This window comes from Acetobacter sp. JWB (assembly GCF_003323795.1).
GTDB classification, from domain to species: Bacteria; Pseudomonadota; Alphaproteobacteria; order Acetobacterales; family Acetobacteraceae; genus Acetobacter; species Acetobacter oryzifermentans.
Window position 1 is genome coordinate 2,050,053 of record NZ_CP030871.1, and the last position, 23,039, is coordinate 2,073,091.

Below are 23,039 nucleotides of genomic sequence, written 5' to 3' on the forward strand. Positions count from 1 at the left end.
GAGAACATTTTTCTGGCGGCTCGTGCCTGAAATGAGTATTGTGCATTTGCCGCCCCTCGCGGGCGGGGCAAGCAGGAAGCTATTGGCTTTTGTGTTTTGCCGTCTTTCCTGTCCTTTGGGCGCAAGCCCGGAAAACCGGATGCCATTATGCTAACAAGCCTTTCCATCAGGGATGTTGTTCTGATTGAAACGCTCGATCTCTCACTCCACGCAGGTTTTACTGCACTTACAGGGGAAACCGGAGCGGGCAAATCCATTCTGCTAGACAGTTTGGGCCTTGCCATGGGTGATCGTGCAAGCGCTGGCCTAGTACGTGCCGGTGCACCAGAAGCGCGCGTAACTGCCAGTTTTGATGTTTCTGCTTCACACGAGGCATTCGGCATTCTGCAAGAGCAGGACATTCCCGCAGAATTACAGGAGCCCTTGGTTCTACGCCGTGTCATCTCCAAGGAAGGCCGCTCCCGCGCGTGGATCAACGATCAGCCTGTTGGTATCACGCTTTTGCGGCGCGTGGCCGCAACCCTCATTGAAATTCAAGGCCAGCACGAGCAAATGGGGCTGGCCGATTCCAGCACACATCGCGGTTTGCTTGATGCTTATGGTGTCAAACCTTCCCTATTAAGTGGTACTGCTGGTGCGTTTGATCGTTGGCAAACCCTACGCTCAGAACTTGCCAATGCACATCGCGCTTTAGAAGAAGCCGCGCGGGAAGAGGAATGGCTGCGCCATACGGTTGATGAACTCACAGCCCTCGCCCCGCAACCGGGTGAGGAAGAGGAATTAGCCCAACAACGCCATGCGCTTCAACAAGCTGAACGACGTGGAGAAGCTGTAGCCGCAGCCCTTTCCGAACTCACCCCCAGAGACAGACGCTCCCCCGGCCCGGCCGCCGCCTTACGTGGCGCAACCCGCGCCCTGCTACGCCTTGTGCCAACAAATGCGTCCGCTCCCTCCCCAACATTGGCAGAAGCCGAACCGTTGGAAGCCCGCACAACAGAAGCCCTCACAGCGCTGGAAAATGCCGAAAACGCTTTGGCAGAAGCCGAAAACCTGCTCTCCCGCTTAGCTGCGGACACAGAAGCCAACCCGCGCCTGTTGGAAGATACAGAAGAGCGCCTGTTCGCCCTTCGCACCGTGGCACGCAAACATTCCATTCCCGTAGATGATCTGGCAGAGTTGCTTACTCGGCTTTCTAGCCGCCTGACAGCACTGGAAAACGGCACGGCGGCGCTGGAATCTCTTAAAATTGCAACTGAAGAAGCACGGCTAACATATATTCAAAAAGCCAAAGCGCTGCACGAAGCCCGCACCAAAGCTGCCAGCAAGATGGAGCAGGCCGTTACCGCAGAATTAAAGCCTATCAAACTGGAAAAAGCCCGCTTTCTGGTGGATATCAAGCCGCTTCCTGCTGAACAGTGGAGCAGGCAGGGTATGGAACAGGTGATCTTTCTGATAGCGGCCAACCCCGGCCAACCAGCAGGGCCTTTAGCGAAAGTTGCGTCTGGTGGTGAGCTTTCCCGCCTTATGTTGGCGCTTAAACTGGTTCTGGCTGGTCAATCAGGTATTGGCACACTGATTTTTGATGAAATTGACGCGGGCGTTGGGGGAGCTACGGCCGCCGCCATTGGTGAACGCCTGCATCGGCTTGCGCAAAATGTGCAGGTTCTGGCTGTTACCCATAGCCCTCAAGTGGCGGCCAGCGCAGATGCACATTTGCGTATTGGCAAACTTACCCGCAACGGCCAAACCGTAACACACGCCACCCCACTTACAGATACCGAGCGTAACGAGGAAATTGCGCGTATGTTGGCCGGTGATACAGTAACCGATGCCGCCCGCGCCGCTGCCGCCAGCCTACTTGGACATGACAATAATGCCTGAACCCGCCTTTCTTCCCGCTACAATGACACTCCAACAAGCACGGGAAGAACTGGAGCACCTTGCCGCCGAAATTGCCCACCATAACGCGGCTTACTATCGGAACGATGCGCCAGAAATCAGCGATGCAGAATATGATGCCCTGCGTAGGCGGTATGATGCCATTGTGGCTCAGCACCCACAGGCCGAACCAGAAAATAGCGCAGCCCAAGCCGTAGGGGCCGCACCCGATACAGCTTTTGGCAAGCACATCCACCTTGTGCCCATGCTCTCGCTGGACAACGTGTTTGACCGGGAAGATTTTGAAGGCTTTATCAGCCGCGCCACACGCTTTTTAGGGCTGGATCAGGAAGCGACAGAACAACTGATTTTTGTAGGGGAGCCCAAAATTGATGGCCTTTCTATCAGCCTAACCTACGAAAAAGGCCGTTTTGTACGTGGCACCACCCGCGGCGATGGCACTGAAGGCGAAGACGTTACCGCCAATTTGCGCACACTTAAGGATTTGCCGTTACGCCTTTCTGGCTCCTACCCCGATCTCATCGAAATTCGTGGTGAGGTTTTTCTTTCCAAAAAGCACTTTCTGGAACTCAACGCAGCGCAAGAAGCTGCAAACAAACGGCTGTTTGCCAACCCGCGTAATGCAGCCGCGGGTTCATTACGGCAGCTAGATTCCAAAATTACGGCACAACGCCCGCTGTCCTTATTCGCTTATGCACTTGGTTTCTGCTCAGAAAAAATCAGCCGCAGCCATTGGGCTTATCTGGAGCAACTCAAAGCATGGGGTTTTCCGGTTAATCCGCTTTCTCGCCAGATTAAAGGCGTAGAAGATGCCGAAGTCTTTTTTGCGGAAGTCAGCCAGAATCGGGCTGAACTTGCCTACGATATTGATGGTGTTGTTTACAAAATTGATGATCTGGCCCTGCAAGAACGCTTAGGTTTTGCAGGCCGCGCCCCGCGCTGGGCCATTGCGTGGAAGTTTCCGGCGGAACAGGCGGTTACCCGCCTGAAAGAAATAGAAATTCAGGTTGGCCGCACAGGTGCGCTCACCCCTGTTGCACATCTGGAGCCGGTAAATGTTGGTGGTGTGCTGGTTATGCGCGCAACCTTGCATAATGAAGATGAAATTGCCCGCAAGGATGTCCGCCCCGGTGATATGGTTTTTATCCAGCGGGCGGGAGATGTTATCCCTCAAGTGTTGGGCGTTGCCCCTTCTACAGATAGCACGCCCCGGCAGGCACCTTATCACTTCCCCGATCATTGCCCTGCTTGCGGTGCGGCGGCGGTGCGGCCAGAAGGCGAAGCTGTGCGCCGTTGCACAGGTGGGCTTACCTGCCCCGCGCAGGTTGTGGAGCGGCTGATCCACTTTGTTTCCCGCCAAGCGTTTGACATTGAAGGCTTGGGAGACCGCAGTATTCGTGAATTCCACGATATCGGCCTGATTTTAACACCTGGTGATATTTTCCGTCTGCATGAACACGCCGCAGACATAGAAAAGCGCGATGGTTGGGGCGAGCAATCTGTTCAAAAGCTGTTGCAGGCCATAGAGAGCCGCCGCACCATTTCTCTTTCTCGTTTTATTTATGCGCTTGGCATCCGTCGGATTGGCGCCAGCAATGCCCGCCTGCTGGCACGCCACTATGGCACCTATGAAAACTGGTTTAACCAGATGCAGGCTGCCGCCATTATTGGATCTGACGCACGGCTGGAACTGGGTTCCATTACCGGTATAGGCACAACCACAGCAGAAGATCTGGTGGCCTTTGTGGCAGAAGAACATAACCTGCAAACATTGGCGGATTTACGCGCAAATCTGACCATAACGGAAGAAACCGCAGCATCCGAAGGTGCCTTGGCTGGCAAAACCATTGTGTTTACCGGCACCCTACACACCATGACACGGCCAGAAGCCAAAGCAACGGCAGAACGCATGGGCGCTAAGGTTTCGGATTCTGTTTCCAAAAAAACAGATCTGGTTGTTCTGGGGGAAAAAGCTGGCTCAAAGGCCAAAAAGGCTGTGGAACTTGGCCTTCAGACCATGGATGAAGCAGAATGGAACGCTTTTTGCTCCGAGCAGGAATAGCGCAGCGCGGCACACGTTTTTTTGTATTCTGATACAAAAGAGAGATTGCCCACCCAGCAAAACTGCGTCATGCTACTTTCCAACGAAGGGATGGATTACAAAGTCGTCCAAAACCAAGAATAAAAATAGCACGCAGGCCAGCCTATCGCCCCGTTATCTCCTTTTCCTCCCCTCGGTCGGGGCTTTTGGCTTTACTGTGTGCAGGAATGAAGTGAACGGCACATGACCAAGTGGATCTACAGTTTCGGCGCAGGCCAGAGCGAAGGCAACGCCGGGATGCGCAATCTCCTCGGCGGTAAGGGAGCTAATCTGGCAGAAATGGCCAATATTGGCCTGCCCGTCCCCCCGGGGTTTACCATTACCACTGAAGTCTGCACGGCGTTCTACGAAAACGGACGGAAATACCCGGCTGAACTGGAATCCCAGCTTGAAGAAGCTATGGGTCTGGTTGAAAAAGCCATGGGTCTGCGCTTTGGCGATGCCAATGCCCCTTTGCTTGTTTCTGTCCGTTCTGGCGCACGTGTTTCCATGCCCGGCATGATGGATACAGTTCTCAACCTGGGGCTGAATGACAGCACCGTTGAAGGGCTGGTAAAATCATCCGGTGATGCCCGGTTTGCATGGGATAGCTACCGCCGCTTCATTCAGATGTACGGCTCCGTTGTGCTGGGTGTTGCCCACCACCGCTTTGAAGATCTGCTTGAGCAGATCAAGCGTGCCATCGGCAAGGAAGATGATACATCTCTGAGCGCTGAGGAATGGCAGGAAGTCGTTAAAGGCTACAAACAGATTGTTCTGCAGGAAACCGGCACCGCTTTTCCTGAAAGCCCGAAAGAGCAGCTTTGGGGCGCCATTGGGGCCGTATTTGGCTCATGGATGAACCCACGCGCCAACACTTACCGCAAGCTGCATGATATTCCGGCAAGCTGGGGCACGGCTGTTAACGTGCAATCCATGGTGTTCGGCAACATGGGTGATGATTGCGCCACAGGCGTCTGCTTCACACGTGATCCTTCTACCGGTGAAAACATTTTCTACGGTGAATACCTGATCAACGCTCAGGGTGAAGACGTTGTGGCCGGTATCCGCACACCGCAGCCCATGGCTGCATCCCGTGCGGCTGAAGGCCAAGTGCCTATGGAAAAGGCCCTGCCCAACGCGTATCAGGAACTGCTAAAAGTGCGCGATCTGCTGGAACGCCACTACCGCGATATGCAGGATATTGAGTTCACGGTGCAGGCTAACAAGCTGTACCTGCTCCAGACTCGCTCTGGCAAACGCACAGCCGCAGCTGCTCTGCGCATTGCCATTGATATGGCCAAGGAAAATCTGATCACGCAGGAAGAAGCCGTTAACCGCGTGCCTCCTGCATCTCTCGATCAGCTTCTGCACCCTGTGCTGGACCCCAAAGCAGAACGTCAGCTTTTGACACGCGGCCTTCCCGCTTCTCCGGGTGCGGCAACGGGCGTTATCGCGTTCTCTGCTGAAGATGTGGAAGACCGTGCAGCCAAAGGTGAAGATGTTATTCTGGTGCGTGTTGAAACCTCTCCGGAAGATGTGCACGGCATGCACGCTGCTCGCGGTGTGCTAACAACACGTGGCGGCATGACATCCCACGCTGCTGTGGTGGCCCGTGGCATGGGCCGCGTGTGCGTAGCCGGTGCTGGCAGCATTGCCGTGGACTACAAAGCCCAGACCATGAAGGTAGATGGCCACACGCTTAAAGCTGGTGACTGGCTTACACTGGATGGTGGCACGGGTGCTGTTTACAAAGGCCGTGTTCCCACCATTCCACCAACACTCTCTGGTGACTTTGCAACCCTTATGGGGTGGGCAGATTCCATCCGTCGCCTTGGTGTGCGCGCCAATGCTGAAACGCCAGAAGATGCGGCAACAGCCCGCCGCTTTGGTGCAGAAGGTATTGGCCTGTGCCGGACGGAGCATATGTTCTTCGGCCCTGATCGTATTGGCCATGTGCGCCAGATGATTATGGCGGATGACAAAGCCACCCGCGCCAAAGCCATTAACGCGCTTCTGCCCTTCCAGCGGAGTGACTTTACAGAACTGTTCCGCATTATGGCGGGGCTACCTGTAACCATTCGTCTGCTTGATCCGCCGCTGCACGAATTCCTGCCGCATGGTGAAGCTGAGCTGGAAGAAGTGGCCAAAGCGCTTGGGCAGGATGTTGAAACCCTGCGCGCACGCCGGTCTGCACTATCTGAAGCCAACCCGATGCTGGGCCATCGTGGTTGCCGTCTGGGCATTACATACCCAGAAATCTACGCCATGCAGGTGCGTGCCATTGCAGAAGCGGCCCTTGATATTGCCAAGGAAACAGGCAAGCCTGTTGCTCCAGAAATCATGATCCCGCTGATCAGTACCAAGGCAGAACTGGATCTGGTGCGTAAAACCTGTGAAACAGCCATTGCTGATGTTCTTTCTGAACGGAAGGCAGAGTTGTCTTACAAGATCGGCACCATGATCGAACTGCCACGTGCAGCCATTACGGCAGATCAGATTGCGCAGAGCGCAGACTTCTTCTCCTTCGGCACAAACGATCTGACACAGACCACCCTTGGCCTTTCCCGCGATGATGCTGGCTCCTTCCTGCCAGAATACGTGGAAAAAGGGCTGCTTCCGCAAGATCCGTTTGTCTCGATCGACCGCGAAGGCGTTGGCGCACTGGTGCGTATGGGTGTGGAAAAAGGCCGCGCCGCCAAGTCCGACATCAAACTGGGCATCTGTGGTGAACACGGGGGCGATCCGCTTTCCATCTCCTTCTTTGAAGAAGTTGGGTTGGATTACGTCTCCTGCTCTCCCTTCCGGGTGCCCGTTGCCAGATTGGCCGCAGCACAGGCTGCACTGGCTGCCAAAAACAACAAGGCCGTAAAAGCCTGAACAAAAAGGTGGCCGCCTCTCACCGAGGCGGCCATTTTTGAATCTAGATCATGCAAAAAAAAATCACGCTCCATCTTGTCTCCGAAGCAACGGGCCAGACACTGGATTCCGTTGCCCGCGCCTGTATTGCGCAGTTTCCCAACACAGAAGTGCATCTGCGCCACTGGAACCTTATTCGCACGCAACTTCAGCTCCGCCGGGTTTTGCGCCATATCGCGCTGGATCGTGGGCCAGTTATGTCTTCCCTGACAGACCCAACCTTGCAGGCTGATATGGAAGCAGGCTGTGCAAGCCTACAGGTGCGGCTATTAGATGTGCTGGATAACGCCTTGCACTTTCTTACGGAAGAAACGGGAGAAGAAGCTACGCTTCATCCGGGTGGCCAGTACATCATGGATGAAACCTATTATCAGCGCATTGAGGCCATGCATTATGTGCTGGCGCATGATGATGGGCAGGAAACCAAAGGTCTGAACGAAGCTGATGTTATTCTAGTTGGTGTCTCGCGCGTTTCTAAAACACCTACCTGCTTTTATCTGGCAAATCGGGGCCTAAAGGCAGCCAATGTTCCCTTGGTAATGGGCATTGAGCCGCCGCAGGATCTGTTTACTACCAATAAACCCGTTATCGGGCTGACAATAGACCCAGAACGCCTCATTGAAATTCGCCGTAACCGTTTGTCTCAAATGGTGCCATCCAAAGCCAAGATCGATCCTGTGGCAGATTATGCCTATATTGATCTGGAAAAAGTGCAGGAAGAATTGCACTGGGCGCGCCGCTTGTGCCGCCGCCATAACTGGCCGGTTATTGACGTTACGCGCCGATCTATTGAAGAAACATCCGCTGCTATTCTGGATCTGATTTCCGCCGGGTAAAAACACCACCTTCTTCCTGTATGCATACAGGAAGAAGGTGGAAGTCCGTGCTAGTCAGCCATTTCTTCTGGGGTCAGGTGCTGAATGCGTATCGCCTGCCCTTGCGCATTATAATAAATAATGCTGCTTCCACGCCGCTGTGCATAACCATCTGGCTTGCCATCCTGTGTCCAGAATAACAACCGGTTGGCATCTGGCTGTTCCTGCACTTTATCGCCCTCTGGCTTGTAGCGATATTTGCTAAAATCCTTATGGGCACGGGGCAGCGGCGGCTTGGTTGCCAAGTTGTGCATATCTGCTGGACGATGCGTTTCTGCATCGTCATCGTCGCCCAACCCGCCTTCTGCCATAGCAGACGGTATATTCAGAATAGGTAGAGCAACTGCGCAAACACCTGCCAGAACCAAACACTTCTTACGCAACACAGGCACCATGCTGCTGCTTTCCTTTTTCTGCTCCACTGCTAGCAGATACATAATCTGCAAAGCCGCGAAATGCGATTGTTTCCATATATTGGAACAAAACGATCCTACACCCAACAGGGCAAGCCTGTTTTTCACCATCCTGTCATGCCATTTTACCAAAGAAACAACCTTAATAAGGCCATAACTTTGGCTTTCTCATCATACATCCGTCAGAATACATATTTGCTGGGCTTTAGGCAGGTTGTATCATTAAGCGCATGACCGAAACGCTTCTAAGCCCCTTTACTCTGGAACGGGATATTAAAAAAAGCCGCTTTCTTGCCAATGCTACGCCCATAAACAGCATAGAAGAGGCCGAAGCTTTTATCAGCCGCATTGCAGCGGCAGGGCCAGATGCCACGCATCATTGCTGGGCGTGGCAATTTGGCCCACATTGCCGCTGCCATGATGCCGGAGAGCCATCAGGCACTGCTGGGCGACCAATTTTACAGGTTGTTCTTGCACAAAAGCTTGATCGGGTTGCCATTGTGGTATCGCGCTGGTTTGGCGGTATCAAGCTTGGGGCTGGCGGCCTTGTGCGTGCTTATGCTGGCACTGCGGCAGAATGTTTGCGGGAAGCCCCAAAAGAACCGCTGATAGACCGTATCAAACTGAGCTTTCATTGCCCGTTTTCATTGATCGGGCTGCTACAGTCTCGTTTGCCTGAATGGGGAGTGGAGGCTGACACGCCAGAATTTGATGCTCTGGGTGCTCAATTTATTCTTACGCTGCCCACAGACTGGCAGGAAAACATCACTCAACGCATCACAGACCTGACGAATGGTCAGGCCCAGATACGCTTGGTGGAAGAAAATTAGCGCGGGATAACCCATCCGTTGCCGGTAGAATCCCCAACCTGCCCGGAACCAAACGGGCTGCTGCTCTGATAGGCAGAACCATATTTGGAAATATCGGAACCGGTTACCGAGTCACGATGCACCTTGGCCAGATGATCCGGGTCTGCGCCATGCTGAAAATCCATGGATGGTGCATCCTGATACCCCGGTGGCAGGTTACGATGCCCATGCACGGTCTTCTTTTCAGAAGACTGGCTCTGCTGGCCATTAGAATCGAGGCTGCCAGAACCTTCAGAGAAGGAAACATTATCATCAGGCATCAGGGCTGGATCTGCATAAGCTGCAGAAATACCAGCCATAAGGCCAAATCCAACACATATGCCCGAAAGCACCGTTACAAACGGTTTACGCAGCTGCGCCATTGCGCGTTACCCCGCGAAAAAATGAAAATTTACCCTGCCCGAAAAACCGTTCCAGCCGGGTTGTGCTGGTGCTATATTGCACCAACATGGCAAAATGCCAAACCAAGCGGCCATATGCCCGCCATACATTAAAGGCAAGCGCACGCGTTTGGCATTGAAAGATGAAATTTGCCTATTGGCGCTGTTTTAGACATAAAGGCTTCCCCTTGGCATCCGTGCGCGGGTGTAAGGTGCTTTATATTTCTTTATTCAACCTCTGACCTGACCACCCTTAAACTGACAGGAACCGCGTTATGAGTGCAACGCTCACCCAGCCCAACCCGACGTCTGCGACCTGGATGCCGGATAGCTGGCGTTCGTTTCCCGTAAAGCAGATTCCCAGTTATCCGGATCAGGCCGCGCTTAAAACGGTTGAAGATCGGCTAAGTTCCTATCCGCCGCTGGTATTTGCCGGGGAAGTGCGCACCCTGCGCAACCATCTGGCGCAAGCGGCTACCGGGCAGGCCTTTGTGCTGCAAGGTGGCGCATGCGCTGAAAGCTTTGGTGAATTCAAAGCCAACATCGTGCGTGATACCTTCCGCGTGCTGTTGCAGATGGCCGTAGTGCTGACATTTGGCGCCAAAGTGCCGGTTGTTAAAATTGGCCGTATGGCTGGCCAGTTCGCCAAGCCGCGCTCTTCCGATACGGAAACCGTAAACGGTGTTACCTTGCCGTCTTACCGCGGCGATATCATCAACGGTTCAGACTTCACACCGGAATCCCGTATTCCAGACCCTGTTCGTATGGAAACCGGCTACTTCCAGTCCACCGGTATCCAGAACCTTCTGCGCGCGTTCTCTCACGGTGGGTATGCCAACCTGCATCAGGTGCATCGCTGGAATCTTGGCTTTGTTGAGCGTTCTCCGCTTTCCAACCGTTACCGCGTTATGGCGGAACGTATTGGCGAAACGCTGGCATTCATGCAGGCATGCGGGCTGAACGCAGCATCTGCCCCGCAGATTGATGAAACAGAGTTCTACACCTCTCACGAAGCGTTGCTGCTACCTTATGAGCAGGCTCTGACACGCATCGACTCGACATCTGGTGAATGGTACGACTGCTCCGCCCACTTTGTGTGGATTGGGGACCGCACCCGCCAGCCTGATGGCGCGCATGTTGAGTTCCTGCGCGGTGTGCGTAACCCTATCGGCATTAAGGTCGGCCCCACTACCAGCGTGGAAGACATTAAAAAGCTGACAGAAATCCTGAACCCGAAAAACGAAGCCGGGCGTATTACGCTTATCTCTCGTATGGGTGCGGATAAGATTACAGAAAAACTGCCCCCGCTTATGCGGGCCGTAAAAGCTACTGGGCAGACTGTAACGTGGCTGACAGACCCCATGCACGGCAACACCACCTCTACACAGCAGAAGATCAAAACACGCTCCTTCGATTCCATCGTGAAGGAAGTGAAAGGGTTCTTTGCCGTGTGTGCGGCAGAAAACGTGCCTGCTGGTGGTGTGCATCTGGAAATGACAGGCCAGAACGTAACCGAATGCGTAGGTGGCGCGCATTGCCTGACAGAAGAAGATCTGGGCAACCGTTATGAAACCTTCTGTGACCCGCGCCTGAATGCTGAACAGTCTTTGGAACTGGCCTTCCTGATTGCGGAAGAACTCAAAAGCGAACGCTAAGGCATACACGCTTTTATGAACTCAGCCTGAACACTCAGGCTGATCACAGAACCGGGGGGTGGGGTTTACCTTGCCCCCCGTTGTTCCCATCATCCCTGCAGCCCCAATGGCAGAAAGAGCAGATCAGGATGACACATTCCTTCTCCAAACCTTCAGCAGGCGTCTGTTCCGCCCGCACAGCAGCACCGCTTCCCGATGCGGAAATTCGCGCGCGTACAGATTCCTATTTTAATCGTACCCGCCAGATTGTCGGCCGGTTTGGAGATTGCGAGGTTACATACGCCTTCTTTATCCGTCGTCCGGTTATTTCTGCTCCGGGGCTGATGCTGGAATGGCTGAAAAACGTTATGGCCGAGCGCCAAGCCCCCTACTCTGTCGATGTGGTGCACCCAGAAGGTGAATGGGTGGGCGCAGGCGAGCCGTTGGTTTACGTAACAGGTTCCTTTACCCATCTGGCTGATCTGGAAACACTGCTGCTGCAAAAACTTGGTAGCCCCTGTGTTGCGGCACATCGCGCTTATCAGATGGCACTTTCCCTGCCGCATACCCGCTTTTTAGCCATGGATGCCCGCCATTGCGCTGGGTATGAAATGCAGGAGCTTATGGCCTATGCGGCTTCTGTTGGGGGGCGTGAAGCGCAGGAAAACGGCGCTATCGGATTTGTAGGCACAGCCAATGATGCCGTTGCACCCTTTTTTGGCGGCACGCATGGCGCAGGCACCATGCCACATGCTTTAATTGGATATGCCGGTTCCACCGTGCGTGCGGCTGAAATGTTCCACGCGGAATTTCCTCATACAGATCTGGTTGTTCTGGTTGATTACTTTGGACAGGAAATTACGGACGCGCTGGCCGTTTGCAACCGCTTTCCCAAACTGGCGGCAGAAGGCAAGCTGGCTGTAAGGCTGGATACACATGGCGGCCGCTTTATGCAGGGGCTGAATCCGCAGGAATCTTATGCAGTCGTCAACCGCCATGCGCCTGAAGCACTACGTCGTTACCGTTCTGATAAAGAACTGCGCTACCTGATTGGCACAGGTGTTTCTGCCGCAGCTATCTGGAAAATGCGCGAGGAACTGGATCACGCAGGCTTCCCGCATGTTAAAATTATTGCGTCTTCTGGCTTCGGTGTTACCAAATGCGCCTGTATGGCAGACGCACACGCCCCCGTTGATGTTGTGGGCACTGGCTCCTTTATTCCTGAACTATGGAACGAAACCTACGCCACAGCCGATATTGTCTCCTACAACGGCGTTGAACGGGTAAAAATTGGGAGGGAATTCCTACTTCCCTCCTTCCGCAAAACCACCAAAGGCGAACAGACATGACCGACAAAACCGATACCGAAGACAAAACATGGAAAGTTCGCATTCTGGATCTTTCTGGCGGTGCGGAAGATAACATTGTGGAAGATGTTGGCGTTTTTCATGATCTGGAACACGCCAATGCATTTGCCCGCGCCTATGTGCGCGACAGTATAGAACGCTGCCGCACCCCCGGCGCCAGCGCCAAGGATGTGCTCACAACGTGGTTCAGCTTTGGTGAAGATGCTGTGGTACTAGATGCAGGTGAAGATGGCTGGCATTCCGCCAATGAGCTGGATGATTTTACAGCCCACCGCGCAACACCCATGGAACGAGACTGGCGTATGCTGGACCCGCGTCGGCTGGTTGAAGATAATGAAGACCTGACAGACCTTTACGCAGCGCCGGACGATGCAGATAATGGTGGCCACCAGCACTAACACAGCATAACGCTGTGGCTGGCCTTTCCTGTTCATTCGCGCCATAAGCTTCTGTCATGAAACTCCGTTTTGCTCCCAGCCCTACCGGCCTCCTGCATGTTGGCAATGCCCGTCAGGCACTTGCCAATGCCCTTTACGCCCGCCGCCACGGTGGCCAATTCCAACTTCGTATTGATGATACGGATATCGGCCGCTCCCGCGAGGAGCTGGTAGAAGCTATCCAGAAAGATCTGCACTGGATGGGCATTCAGTGGGATGAAACCTTCCGGCAGACAGAACGGCTGGACCGCTACGCTGCGGCCATTGAAAAACTAAAGGCCTCTGGCCACCTTTACCCCTGCTTTGAAAGTGAGCAGGAACTGGCTGCCAAGCGCGAAACACAGATCCGCCAGCGCCGTGCTCCGGTTTATGATCGTGCCATGCTGAAAATGACTGCCCAGCAGCGCGCACAGGCTGAAGCAAACGGTAAAGTACCCTACTGGCGCTTCAAACTGTCCAACACCACTGTACGCTGGCGCGATATGGTGATGGGTGATTGCCAGGTAAAACTTCCTTCTGTTTCAGACCCCGTTCTGGTGCGCACAGATGGCACAGTGCTGTACACACTGGCTTCTGTTGTAGATGATCTGGAAACAGGCATTACCCACATTATTCGTGGGGAAGACCACGTAACCAACACCGGCGTGCAGATTAATATTGCCCAAGCTCTTGGGGCACATCCTGATCACTTCCGTTTTGCGCATCTGCCACTGCTGCTTGATGAAAATGGCGGTAAACTTTCCAAGCGGTTTGATGCGTGCTCTCTGCGCACATTCCGGCAGGATGGCATAGAAGCAACAACGCTTATCTCCTACCTTGCTCGCCTGGGGTCCTCGGATGACCCGGTGTTGCTGCCGTTTGATGAACAGGCCAAGATCTACGATATCTCCCATATCTCCCGCTCTGCCGCTCGGTTTGATACCCGCCAGTTGCTGGCCATGAACCACAAACTACTGGCCCAGACACCTTATGCAGATGTGGCAGACAGATTACCTAAAGGGGCCACAGAGGCATTCTGGCTGGCTATTCGCGGAAATATCGAACTGCTTTCAGAAGCACGCCTTTGGCATAATGTAACGGATGGAGATATCATTCCCCCCGTGCAGGAAGGAGAAGATGACTTCCTGAAAGAAGCCGCAAGCCTGCTACCTGCCGAACCGTGGAATGAAACCACATGGAAAGCATGGACAACCGCTGTGCGTGAAAAAACAGGCCGTTCTGGCAAAGCCCTGTTTCATCCCCTTCGTCTGGCCCTGACAGGTGAAGAACAAGGGCCGGAACTGCGTGATCTTCTACCATTAATTGGCCGCAATCGCGCCTTGGCGCGGCTGCTCCCTTCTGCATAAAGAATAACACGCATGCCCCCGCAATCAGCGCCTTTCCCACCTACCTTTATACCGGGCAAAAGGGATGCGCTGATTGTAGTGGATGTGCAGAACGATTTTCTGCCGGGCGGCACCCTGCCTGTGCCTAAAGGCCATGCCATTGTGCCTGTTATCAACAAATTGGCACGTTTACCTTTTGGGATGATCGTAACCTCGCAGGACTGGCACCCACCTGATCATGTTTCTTTCAATACCCACCATCAAAAGGGTTCGTGGCCCCCGCATTGTGTAGCCCATACATACGGGGCAGATTTTCCCAAAGATTTACACCTACCCGACCATACCCTGCATGTGTTCAAAGGTGCGCAGGCCGATCAGGATAGCTACTCTGCTTTTGGGGCCAAAACAGAATTGGGCCTATTGCTGGATACAGTTTTAAAACAACATGGCATCATGCGTGTTTTTGTGTGTGGCTTGGCATTGGAATACTGCGTGCAGGCCACAGCAATAGATGCACACAAAGCCGGATATGCAAGCGTGCTTCTAACAGATGCCACCCAAGGGTTAGAGACTGATCCCGCCCGTGCTCTTACGGCCTGTCAGGCAAAAGGCATTTTGCTGTATTCTGGGTTACAATTACACATACCTTGTCCAACGCGCTGATTCATACCCTACGCAAACCAGCCAGAGGTTTTTATGCGTAACAGTTTTTCTCGCCGTCGTTTTGGTCTTTGCTGTGCTGGTATGGGCATTTCTGCTCTGGCTGGGCCACCCATTGCTGCACGTGCAACATCCATTCCCGAACTAATGGAACGCGAACCGCCCATGCTGGAGACCCTTAAATGGGCGCCGCAGGTGCATAAGGCCATTCAGAACGTTATCAACGCCAACGGGCAATATTCTTCCATCTATAATCCGCAACGTCGGCCTTATGTGGTGGTGGACTGGAACAACACAACCATTGTGGGCGATGTGCAGGAAACGCTGTTCCTCTACATGCTGGAACACTTTAGCTTTCTAATGCGTGCAGATGAATTCCGGCACCTTATCCACGTGCATGCATTTGCGCACCCCTTGCCAGCACCATTTTTTAATATGGCTGGGCAACCCGTTTCCTTCCCGGTGCTGGTGGATGATCTGATAGAGGATTATCGTGCGCTGGCGGCCCGTTACGGGCATATGCCGCATCCGCTCCCACGCGATGTGTTGGCAAAAGATATTACTCTGCAAGCTTTTCGGGCCAGAATGGCCTTTTGCCAACAGGCCGTTGCCACACTGCACGGGCCAGAAGCCGCGCAACGCTGGATGATACGGCTGGTGGCTGGACAAACGGCAGCAGATGTTATTGCCCTAAGCCGCGCGGCAAATGAATGGTGCCTTGGGGCCTCCATTACCACACAAACGTGGGAATGCCCGGCAGAGCGCCCCGGCAAAGCTGGCCCTGTATCTGCCAAAGTTGTGCAGGCCCTACGGCTTACGCCAGAAATGGCCAACCTGTTCCAGATTTTGCAAGAACATGGGATAGACCCGGTTATCTGCACCTCCGGCATGGAGGATATTACTGCGCTGTTCGCAACATCAGCAGAGTATGGATACAACCTGCCGCGTGAACATGTTTTTGGCGCACGTTTGGCAGAGCGCAAAAAAATCCTGCTTTCTACCGAGGCTGCTCATTACCCCTTCCCGGCAGATGCAGGCAAAACAGCCATTATTCACAAATATTTTGTCGCAAAACGGCAGATGCCACCGTTAATGATTTTTGCGGGGGAAGACTGCTCCGCTCATATGCTGGACGCTTTTCCTGATACCAAGCTGTGTTGCCTGATTAACCGCAAACAATCTGCCCCTATGCAGAAATTTCTGCAAAAGGCTGCACAATCTGCATCAGACACCACGCCTCGCCAGTTTTACTTGCAAGGGCGTGATGAAAACACAGGAGAGTGGTTGCCAGAAGAAGGCAGTATTTTACTTGGTGAAACCAATCCTTCTTTACCCACCTGATGTTATCAGGATTTGGGCTTCCACCGGTTTAGCAACAGAGAATTGCTGACAACTGAAACAGAACTCATGGCCATAGCAGCCCCTGCCAGCACTGGGTCCAACTTACCAAGTGCCGCTAGTGGCAAACCGAGAATGTTGTAGATAAAGGCAAAAAACAGGTTCTGCCATATTTTGGAAACCGTGGCGCGAGAGAGGGAAAGCGCATCCACCAAGGCCATCAGGTTGCTGCGCATCAGCACAACATCAGCCGTTTCCAGCGCAATATCTGCTCCAGCCCCTATGGCAAACCCAACATCGGCTGAGGCAAGGGCCGGGGCATCATTTATACCATCACCCACCATGCCAACGCACTTACCCTGCTCTTTCAACTTACGAATTTCGGCTGCTTTGCCATCTGGCAGCACACCGGCAATAACTGTTTTTATACCCACCTGCTGGGCCACAGCCTGCGCAACACGGGCGTTATCCCCCGTTAGCATAACCACATCCAGCCCCTGCTGCTGCAAAGCCGCTACAGCTTCATGCGCTTCTGGTCGGATCTGATCTGCCAGCGCAAACCATGCCAGAACCGTTTGCCCCTGCGCCACCCCCACAACCGTACGCCCCTGCTGCTGCCAGCTTTGGGTGAATTCATGATCTACCTTACAGCCAAGAGTGCTAAGATACGTAGGAGAACCCAACGCAGCAGATTGCCCCTGAAACTCTGCGGTAACACCTTGCCCCGGCACCGCCTGAAAACCAGATATCTCTGCCGCTGTTACATCCTGCGCACGTACATAATTAACAACTGCACGCGCCAATGGATGTTCGGATTGACTTTCCAGTGCATATGCCAGAGCCAGCGCATTTTGTGCAGAAGCAGGCGCTATAACCTGAACATCCACAACTGCGGGCTGCCCTTGGGTTAAGGTGCCTGTTTTGTCCACCACAAGCGTTGTAAGCTTACGTGTCTGCTCCAGTGCATCCGCATTACGGAACAAGATACCCGCGCGCGCGCCCAGCCCCGTGCCCACCATAATGGCGGTAGGAGTTGCCAACCCCAAAGAACATGGGCAGGCGATCACCAACACGGAAATAGCGTTAACAAGGCTTTGGTCCCACACGCCTGTCAACAACCAGCCTGTTGCAAATGTCAGCACAGCCAGCGCCAGCACAACTGGCACAAAAACAGATGCCACCTTATCTGCCAGCCGCTGCACACTGGCTTTGCTACCCTGCGCCTGCTCCACCATATGCACAATGCCTGCCAGAACGGTCTGGCTGCCAATTCCGGTTACTTTGGCCCGCAGCGCGCCAGTCTGGTTTAATGTGCCTGCAAACACGTTGGCTCCGACCTGCTTGGTAACAGGCACGCTCTCACCCGTCAGCATGGCTTCGTTCACATCCGATGCGCCAGAAAGCACCACACCATCTACAGGAATACTCTCACCCGGACGCACCAAAAACACATTGCCAATTTGCAATTGTTCTACGGGTTCATCCGTTATCTGCCCGGCACGTTCAACATGCGCCGTTTTGGGTTGGAGCCGTAGCAGACTTTCCATCCCAGCCCCTGCACGCGCCTTGGCCCGTGCTTCCAGCAGACGCCCCAGCAAAACCAGTGTAATAACCAGCGCGCTGGCCTCAAAATAAACAGGCTGATCAAGCCCAAACAACACCACAACCGCGCTGAAGCCATAGGCAATGCTGGTGCCCAAAACCACCAACACATCCATAGTAGCAGCACCACTGCGCAATGCATGCCATGCGCCTGCATAAAAGGAACGGCCACACCAAAACTGAACTATAGTGGCCAGACCAAGCTGCACCCATAGCGGCAACATAACCGCATGGTGTGCGTCTACCATCATACCCACCATTTCCAGCAAAAACGGCAAGCTTAAAACCGCTGCCAGCACAAAACCCGTAAGCGCTGTGCGCCATTCCTTCTGCCGCTGATGCTTGGCTTCTTCTGCTGTTTTCTGTTGGAAAACACTTGCGCCATATCCGGCTTTTTCCACCGCTGCTATCAGCGTTTGCACGGTTACAATACCGGGAACAAAGGTCACATGCGCACGCTCGGTAGCCAGATTAACATTTGCATGCACGGATGGCAGGGCGTTCAGCACTTTTTCCACCCGCCCGGCACAGCCTGCACAAGAAAGCCCTGTAAGAGCCAGATCTACGCTGGATGTCTGTGCCCCAAACCCGGCCTTAGCTACGGCACCTAACACATCTGTTACGCTGCTTGCACCGGCCCCCAGATCAACCTGTGCTTTGGCTGTTGCAAAATTGACAGAGGCTTGCACGCCCTCCAACCTGTTCAGCACTTTTTCCAGCCGGGCAGCGCATGCAGCGCAGGACATCCCTTCTACCGGGAAACTGATTGTCTGGCTCATTCACCCTACTCCGCCTGTAGCTGCACACCTGCGTATCGCACCAAAACCAACTTATGATACGACTTTCTGCGTTGCAGGACATTTTCTTGCTCTCATACACACATTGCAGATATGGTGGCGAGATGATGGATCGCATCCTGCCTTTCAGAAAAATTCTGAGCGGCCTGCTTTTTGTAGCAGTGCTGGTAGGTTTGCATGCGCTTCTGCCGGGCAAGGTGTTTGCATCTACCCATGCAATGGGTGGGTGGCCTACAAGCATGCAGTCCGCCGAATGCCATTCTCATGATGCCATGAGCATGCCGATGGAACATTCGGCAGTTGCACCACTGGCAGCCCATGCGGCCCATTGTGCCTTGCAAAACCATGCACACCATCATCAACAGCATTGTTGCCAGACAGACTGCTTTGCATCTGGGCTTTCTGCGCTTCTGCCTTATGTGCCTGTGCATGAAGCCGCATGGCAAATACCTGCGCATCGGTTACGCAGGAATGTTCTGTTTCTGCCAGATTACGCTGCCGCACCTCTGCTAAGGCCACCCAAACTGCATAACGCCTGATTTTTCACACGTTTTAATCAGTCGGTCTGCGCGTTCTTACATACGTGCAGCATAATGCAGAATGGACAATACCCATGCATATTCCTCCTGCCTTGAAAGGGAGAAATGTGTCTCGTCGGCAGTTTATAACTGGCGGCAGCGCATTGGCGGCCATGTATGCTTTTCGGCCACCTCAACAGGTTTTTGCTTCTTCCCACACATCCGGAATTGTAACCCCGCACACCAGCAGTAATTTTGATCTGACCATCGGTTGGGCAAACGTAAATATTGTGGATAAGCCGCAGCGCGTACCCACCATGAATGGCGGTGTGCCCGGCCCTATCCTGCGGTGGCGTGAAGGCGATGATTTACGCCTGAACATTCATAATACGTTGGATGAAACAACCTCCATCCACTGGCATGGCATACGCTGCCCGGCCCATATGGATGGGGTACCGGGGCTAAGCTTTGCGGGCATTGCACCCGGCGCACACTTTACCTATCGCTTTCCTATCAAACAGAGCGGCACATACTGGTACCACAGCCACTCCAACATGCAGGAAGCCATGGGACTGTACGGGGCCATTGTGATTGACCCCAAGGAGCCAGACCCCAACAGTTATGACCGGGATTACGTTATCCTGCTTTCAGACTGGTCTGATGTGGCGCCCCATACCATCATCAACAAGCTGAAGTTTCAGGACGACTACTATAATTTCCGTCAGCGCACGGCTGCCTCGTTCTTTCATGATGCCAAGAAATCTGGCGTCTGGCCTACACTAAAAGACCGTATGCAATGGGCAGGCATGAATATGTCCGCTACGGATATTTCAGACGTCAGCGGCATTATTTATACCTATCTGATGAATGGCTGCACGCCTGCTGCCAATTGGACCGGTATTTTCAAACCCGGTGAACGCGTCAGGCTGCGGTTTATCAACGCCTCCGCCATGACCTTTTACGATATCCGCATTCCCGGCTTACAGATGGATGTCATTCAGGCAGATGGAAATAATGTTGAACCCGTGCGGGTAGATGAATTCCGCATTGGTGTGGCGGAAACGTATGATTGCATTGTGCAGCCACAAGACAACCAAGCCTACACCATTTTTGCCCAAAGTGAGGACAGAACAGGATACGCCCGCGGCACGCTCGCCCCCCATTCCGGCATGAGTGCGCCCATTCCCTCGATGGATGAACGCCCCGTACGCACCATGGTAGATATGGGTATGGCCATGCATGGGGGCCACGATATGGGTGACATGGATATGCACGCCATGCCCATGCATCCGGTAGCAAAAACACATGCGCCACCCTTGAATGTAGAAAACCAAAACCGTGCCGCCATGCCCATCAACCGGCTGGCAGACCCCGGTGATGGCTTACAAAACAATGGCCGACGGGTTCTGGCATACGCAGACCTACGCGCCACCCACCCAGCCACAGATCAACGCCCACCGTCGCGCGAGATCACGCTGCATCTTACCGGCAATATGGAGCGTTATATCTGGGGATTTGATGGTAAAAAATTCTCGGAAGCTGAGCCCATTCCGCTGCGTTTGGGCGAACGGGTACGCTTTACCCTGATCAATGACACCATGATGGAACACCCCATCCACTTGCACGGCCTTTGGAGTGAACTGGAAAACGGGAACGGCCTGTACAACCCCGTAAAACACACCATTATTGTGCAACCGGGCGGGCGGCTTAGTTACTTGGTGTCTGCCGATACACCGGGTTTATGGGCTTTTCACTGTCATCTGCTTTACCACATGGATCTAGGCATGTTCCGCACGGTGGTGGTGTCATGAAAACATGTTTTTACCGCCAGATTTTGTGTCGTTGGCTCCTGTTGGGCATGCCTGCTCTGCTTATGGCTTTTACGGTTATTCCGCAGGCTAAAGCGGCTTCCATGCACCATGCAGGTATGGAAGGCATGGATGATATGGATATGGGCGACATGGACATGCCAGCCCAAAAACCTGCGCATCCGCAAAGCTCGACACCCGCGCACCATTCTACGCAAAGCGTAGCACCCAACAAAAACGACAAACCGGGCACTTCCGCCTATCCGCCCGTTACACCCAGCGCACAATGGCCAGCCACACCGCCACCTGTGCCCAAAGTGCATTACGTGCAGCATATCCACCCGGTTATGGACCACAACACGTATTTCCATGCGCTTCTGGAACAGTTCGAGGGCCGATATACTCCGGGCAACAGCCTGTTCCGCTATTCTGGCCAGGCGTGGTTTGGCACAGATTACAACAAGTTCTGGGTAAAGTCCGAAGGCTTACTAGATGGCCACCATCGTTTTTCAGACGGCGATCATGAATTCTTTTACGACCGCGCCATTTCCACTTATTTTGATGTGCAGGCAGGTATCCGGTTAGATGTAGATAGCGGCCCTACCCGCGCATGGGGTGCCGTAGGTGTGCAAGGGCTGGCACTTTACTTTTTTGATGTATCTGCCACGGCATATTTCAACAACACAGGAGTGGCAGGCAAACTGGAAGGTTCTTATGACTTCCTGATAACCAACCGTCTGATCTTACAGCCACAAGCCGAGCTGAACTTTTATTCTCATGCAGACCCAGAGCGTGGTGTCAGCCGGGGTTTTTCTGACATAGATGCAGGTTTACGCCTACGCTACGAGTTCAAACGCCAGATTGCGCCATATATTGCCGTTACCTATGCCGGGCATTATGGCAACACCGCCAGCGTAGCCAGAAACAACACCCGCATGGCAGAAAATGGGCCAGAGGATTTACGTTTTACCTTTGGCATCCGCTCATGGTTTTAACAGCAAGATAGCCCCAAAACAGAAAAAGCCCTGCCACACATGAGGTGGCAGGGCTTTTTGCTAAGGCTAACGCCAGAACTGAATTAGTTCTTGGTTTTGTCAACCAGACGGGATTTTGCAATCCACGGCATCATGCCACGCAGTTTTTCACCAACGGCTTCAATCTGGTGCGCATCGTTACGAGCACGTGTAGCTTTGAAGAACACGTTGCCAGACTGGTTTTCCAGCACAAAGTTACGCACGAACGTACCGTTCTGGATGTCTGTCAGGATACCCTTCATGGCTTTTTTGGTTTCTGGCGTAATCACACGCGGGCCAGACACGTATTCACCATACTCAGCAGTGTTGGAGATGGAGTAGTTCATGTTGGCAATGCCGCCTTCGTAGATCAAGTCCACGATCAGCTTCATTTCGTGCAGGCATTCAAAGTATGCCATTTCCGGTGCGTAACCACCTTCAACCAGCGTTTCAAAGCCAGCGCGGATCAGTTCAACCAGACCGCCGCACAGAACTGCCTGTTCACCAAACAGATCGGTTTCAACTTCTTCCTTGAAGGAAGTTTCGATCGTGCCTGCGCGGCCACCACCGATAGCGGAAGCATAGGACAGAGCAATGTCCAGAGCCTTGCCAGACTTATCCTGCGCAATAGCAACCAGGCAGGGCACACCGCCGCCACGCTGATATTCGGAACGCACGGTGTGGCCAGGGCCTTTTGGTGCAATCAGGAACACGTCCAGATCCGGGCGTGCTTCGATCAGACGGAAGTGGATGGACAGACCATGAGCAAATGCCAAAGCGGCACCCTGCTTCAGGTTCTTTTCCAGAGATTCTTTGTACAGAGCACCCTGGCCTTCATCCGGCGTCAGCACCATAACAACATCTGCCCATGCAGCAGCTTTGTCTGGGGTCATCACGGTGAAGCCAGCAGCCTTGGCTTTTTCAACTGCTGAGGAGCTTTCACGCAAGCCGATCACAACGTCTTTTACGCCGCTGTCCTTCAGGTTGTTTGCGTGGGCATGGCCCTGGCTACCATAACCAATAATGGCAACCTTTTTGGATTTAATCAGATTCACATCGGCGTCACGGTCGTAATACACGCGCATTGCCATGGTTTTTGCTCCTT

At 53.6% G+C, this 23,039-nt stretch carries 18 protein-coding genes; 14 read left to right on the plus strand and 4 right to left on the minus strand.

Features of this window, described 5'->3' with window-relative positions:
• The first annotated feature begins 147 nt into the window (after nucleotides 1–147).
• From recN to DS739_RS09725, 4 genes are all read left to right on the plus strand, one after another.
• The gene (gene recN / locus DS739_RS09710; RefSeq protein WP_035351977.1) at nucleotides 148–1,881 is read left to right on the plus strand and encodes a DNA repair protein RecN; all 1,734 of its coding nucleotides are present in this window, start codon (nucleotides 148–150) and stop codon (nucleotides 1,879–1,881) included.
• Nucleotides 1,874–3,961, plus strand: a complete 2,088-nt coding sequence (ligA, locus tag DS739_RS09715; protein ID WP_050793182.1) for an NAD-dependent DNA ligase LigA — start codon at nucleotides 1,874–1,876, stop codon at nucleotides 3,959–3,961. Before recN ends, ligA begins: the two co-directional genes overlap by 8 nt.
• A 222-nt stretch (nucleotides 3,962–4,183) precedes the next feature.
• On the plus strand, nucleotides 4,184–6,859 hold the full coding sequence (ppdK, locus tag DS739_RS09720; protein WP_006117430.1) for a pyruvate, phosphate dikinase: 2,676 nt from the start codon (nucleotides 4,184–4,186) through the stop codon (nucleotides 6,857–6,859).
• Between the two features lie 50 nt (nucleotides 6,860–6,909).
• Complete coding sequence (locus DS739_RS09725) at nucleotides 6,910–7,734, plus strand: pyruvate, water dikinase regulatory protein (protein ID WP_006117432.1); 825 nt, start codon at nucleotides 6,910–6,912, stop codon at nucleotides 7,732–7,734.
• A gap of 50 nt (nucleotides 7,735–7,784) precedes the next feature.
• On the opposite strand, the gene DS739_RS09730 is transcribed toward DS739_RS09725, so the two are convergent.
• On the minus strand, nucleotides 7,785–8,210 hold the full coding sequence (locus DS739_RS09730) for a hypothetical protein (protein WP_035351972.1): 426 nt from the start codon (nucleotides 8,208–8,210) through the stop codon (nucleotides 7,785–7,787).
• A 206-nt stretch (nucleotides 8,211–8,416) separates the two neighbouring features.
• On the opposite strand from DS739_RS09730, the gene DS739_RS09735 reads away from it, so the two are divergent.
• Complete coding sequence (locus DS739_RS09735; protein WP_006117434.1) at nucleotides 8,417–9,016, plus strand: YigZ family protein; 600 nt, start codon at nucleotides 8,417–8,419, stop codon at nucleotides 9,014–9,016.
• On the opposite strand, the gene DS739_RS09740 is transcribed toward DS739_RS09735, so the two are convergent.
• Nucleotides 9,013–9,417 carry a hypothetical protein gene (locus tag DS739_RS09740; protein WP_006117435.1) on the minus strand — a complete coding sequence of 135 codons (405 nt, stop codon included), beginning with the start codon at nucleotides 9,415–9,417 and terminating at the stop codon, nucleotides 9,013–9,015. The two genes, DS739_RS09735 and DS739_RS09740, sit on opposite strands and share 4 nt — an antisense overlap.
• A 293-nt stretch (nucleotides 9,418–9,710) precedes the next feature.
• On the opposite strand from DS739_RS09740, the gene DS739_RS09745 reads away from it, so the two are divergent.
• From DS739_RS09745 to DS739_RS09770, 6 genes are all read left to right on the plus strand, one after another.
• Nucleotides 9,711–11,090: a class II 3-deoxy-7-phosphoheptulonate synthase gene (locus DS739_RS09745; RefSeq protein WP_006117437.1), complete on the plus strand. Its 1,380-nt coding sequence runs from the start codon at nucleotides 9,711–9,713 to the stop codon at nucleotides 11,088–11,090.
• Nucleotides 11,091–11,170: 80 nt separating this feature from the next.
• Nucleotides 11,171–12,418 carry a hypothetical protein gene (locus DS739_RS09750; protein ID WP_006117438.1) on the plus strand — a complete coding sequence of 416 codons (1,248 nt, stop codon included), beginning with the start codon at nucleotides 11,171–11,173 and terminating at the stop codon, nucleotides 12,416–12,418.
• Nucleotides 12,415–12,834 carry a hypothetical protein gene (locus tag DS739_RS09755; protein WP_006117439.1) on the plus strand — a complete coding sequence of 140 codons (420 nt, stop codon included), beginning with the start codon at nucleotides 12,415–12,417 and terminating at the stop codon, nucleotides 12,832–12,834. Before DS739_RS09750 ends, DS739_RS09755 begins: the two co-directional genes overlap by 4 nt.
• Nucleotides 12,835–12,890: 56 nt before the next feature.
• The gene (gene gltX, locus DS739_RS09760) at nucleotides 12,891–14,219 is read left to right on the plus strand and encodes a glutamate--tRNA ligase (protein WP_006117440.1); all 1,329 of its coding nucleotides are present in this window, start codon (nucleotides 12,891–12,893) and stop codon (nucleotides 14,217–14,219) included.
• A gap of 12 nt (nucleotides 14,220–14,231) precedes the next feature.
• On the plus strand, nucleotides 14,232–14,861 hold the full coding sequence (locus tag DS739_RS09765) for a nicotinamidase (RefSeq protein ID WP_006117441.1): 630 nt from the start codon (nucleotides 14,232–14,234) through the stop codon (nucleotides 14,859–14,861).
• Nucleotides 14,862–14,894: 33 nt separating this feature from the next.
• Nucleotides 14,895–16,199 carry a hypothetical protein gene (locus tag DS739_RS09770; protein ID WP_006117442.1) on the plus strand — a complete coding sequence of 435 codons (1,305 nt, stop codon included), beginning with the start codon at nucleotides 14,895–14,897 and terminating at the stop codon, nucleotides 16,197–16,199.
• Nucleotides 16,200–16,204: 5 nt separating this feature from the next.
• On the opposite strand, the gene DS739_RS09775 is transcribed toward DS739_RS09770, so the two are convergent.
• Entirely contained in the window at nucleotides 16,205–18,577 is a 2,373-nt protein-coding gene (locus DS739_RS09775) for a heavy metal translocating P-type ATPase (RefSeq protein WP_006117443.1), read from the minus strand.
• A 122-nt stretch (nucleotides 18,578–18,699) separates the two neighbouring features.
• On the opposite strand from DS739_RS09775, the gene DS739_RS14200 reads away from it, so the two are divergent.
• From DS739_RS14200 to DS739_RS09790, 3 genes are read left to right on the plus strand one after another with little or no spacing between them, the layout of a single operon-like run.
• Nucleotides 18,700–19,134, plus strand: coding sequence for a hypothetical protein (locus tag DS739_RS14200; protein WP_035351926.1), 435 nt, complete (start codon nucleotides 18,700–18,702; stop codon nucleotides 19,132–19,134).
• Nucleotides 19,135–19,178: 44 nt separating this feature from the next.
• Complete coding sequence (locus tag DS739_RS09785) at nucleotides 19,179–20,924, plus strand: copper resistance system multicopper oxidase (protein WP_006117445.1); 1,746 nt, start codon at nucleotides 19,179–19,181, stop codon at nucleotides 20,922–20,924.
• Nucleotides 20,921–21,916, plus strand: coding sequence for a copper resistance protein B (locus tag DS739_RS09790; protein WP_035351920.1), 996 nt, complete (start codon nucleotides 20,921–20,923; stop codon nucleotides 21,914–21,916). Before DS739_RS09785 ends, DS739_RS09790 begins: the two co-directional genes overlap by 4 nt.
• Before the next feature lie 83 nt (nucleotides 21,917–21,999).
• On the opposite strand, the gene ilvC is transcribed toward DS739_RS09790, so the two are convergent.
• Nucleotides 22,000–23,019 (minus strand): ketol-acid reductoisomerase, encoded by a 1,020-nt coding sequence (gene ilvC, locus DS739_RS09795; protein ID WP_035351970.1) that lies wholly within the window; start codon nucleotides 23,017–23,019, stop codon nucleotides 22,000–22,002.
• Nucleotides 23,020–23,039 lie beyond the last annotated feature (20 nt).

Excerpts from the sequence above, each read along its gene's own strand:
- ilvC (WP_035351970.1), bottom strand. The coding sequence starts at position 23,019 with ATGCGCGTGTATTACGACCGTGACGCCGATGTGAATCTGATTAAATCC.
- DS739_RS09775 (WP_006117443.1), bottom strand. The coding sequence starts at position 18,577 with ATGAGCCAGACAATCAGTTTCCCGGTAGAAGGGATGTCCTGCGCTGCA.
- DS739_RS14200 (WP_035351926.1), top strand. The coding sequence starts at position 18,700 with ATGATGGATCGCATCCTGCCTTTCAGAAAAATTCTGAGCGGCCTGCTT.
- gltX (WP_006117440.1), top strand. The coding sequence starts at position 12,891 with ATGAAACTCCGTTTTGCTCCCAGCCCTACCGGCCTCCTGCATGTTGGC.
- DS739_RS09735 (WP_006117434.1), top strand. The coding sequence starts at position 8,417 with ATGACCGAAACGCTTCTAAGCCCCTTTACTCTGGAACGGGATATTAAA.
- ligA (WP_050793182.1), top strand. The coding sequence starts at position 1,874 with ATGCCTGAACCCGCCTTTCTTCCCGCTACAATGACACTCCAACAAGCA.
- DS739_RS09740 (WP_006117435.1), bottom strand. The coding sequence starts at position 9,417 with ATGGCGCAGCTGCGTAAACCGTTTGTAACGGTGCTTTCGGGCATATGT.
- DS739_RS09765 (WP_006117441.1), top strand. The coding sequence starts at position 14,232 with ATGCCCCCGCAATCAGCGCCTTTCCCACCTACCTTTATACCGGGCAAA.
- DS739_RS09755 (WP_006117439.1), top strand. The coding sequence starts at position 12,415 with ATGACCGACAAAACCGATACCGAAGACAAAACATGGAAAGTTCGCATT.
- DS739_RS09730 (WP_035351972.1), bottom strand. The coding sequence starts at position 8,210 with ATGTATCTGCTAGCAGTGGAGCAGAAAAAGGAAAGCAGCAGCATGGTG.
- DS739_RS09725 (WP_006117432.1), top strand. The coding sequence starts at position 6,910 with ATGCAAAAAAAAATCACGCTCCATCTTGTCTCCGAAGCAACGGGCCAG.
- ppdK (WP_006117430.1), top strand. The coding sequence starts at position 4,184 with ATGACCAAGTGGATCTACAGTTTCGGCGCAGGCCAGAGCGAAGGCAAC.
- DS739_RS09770 (WP_006117442.1), top strand. The coding sequence starts at position 14,895 with ATGCGTAACAGTTTTTCTCGCCGTCGTTTTGGTCTTTGCTGTGCTGGT.
- DS739_RS09745 (WP_006117437.1), top strand. The coding sequence starts at position 9,711 with ATGAGTGCAACGCTCACCCAGCCCAACCCGACGTCTGCGACCTGGATG.
- DS739_RS09790 (WP_035351920.1), top strand. The coding sequence starts at position 20,921 with ATGAAAACATGTTTTTACCGCCAGATTTTGTGTCGTTGGCTCCTGTTG.
- recN (WP_035351977.1), top strand. The coding sequence starts at position 148 with ATGCTAACAAGCCTTTCCATCAGGGATGTTGTTCTGATTGAAACGCTC.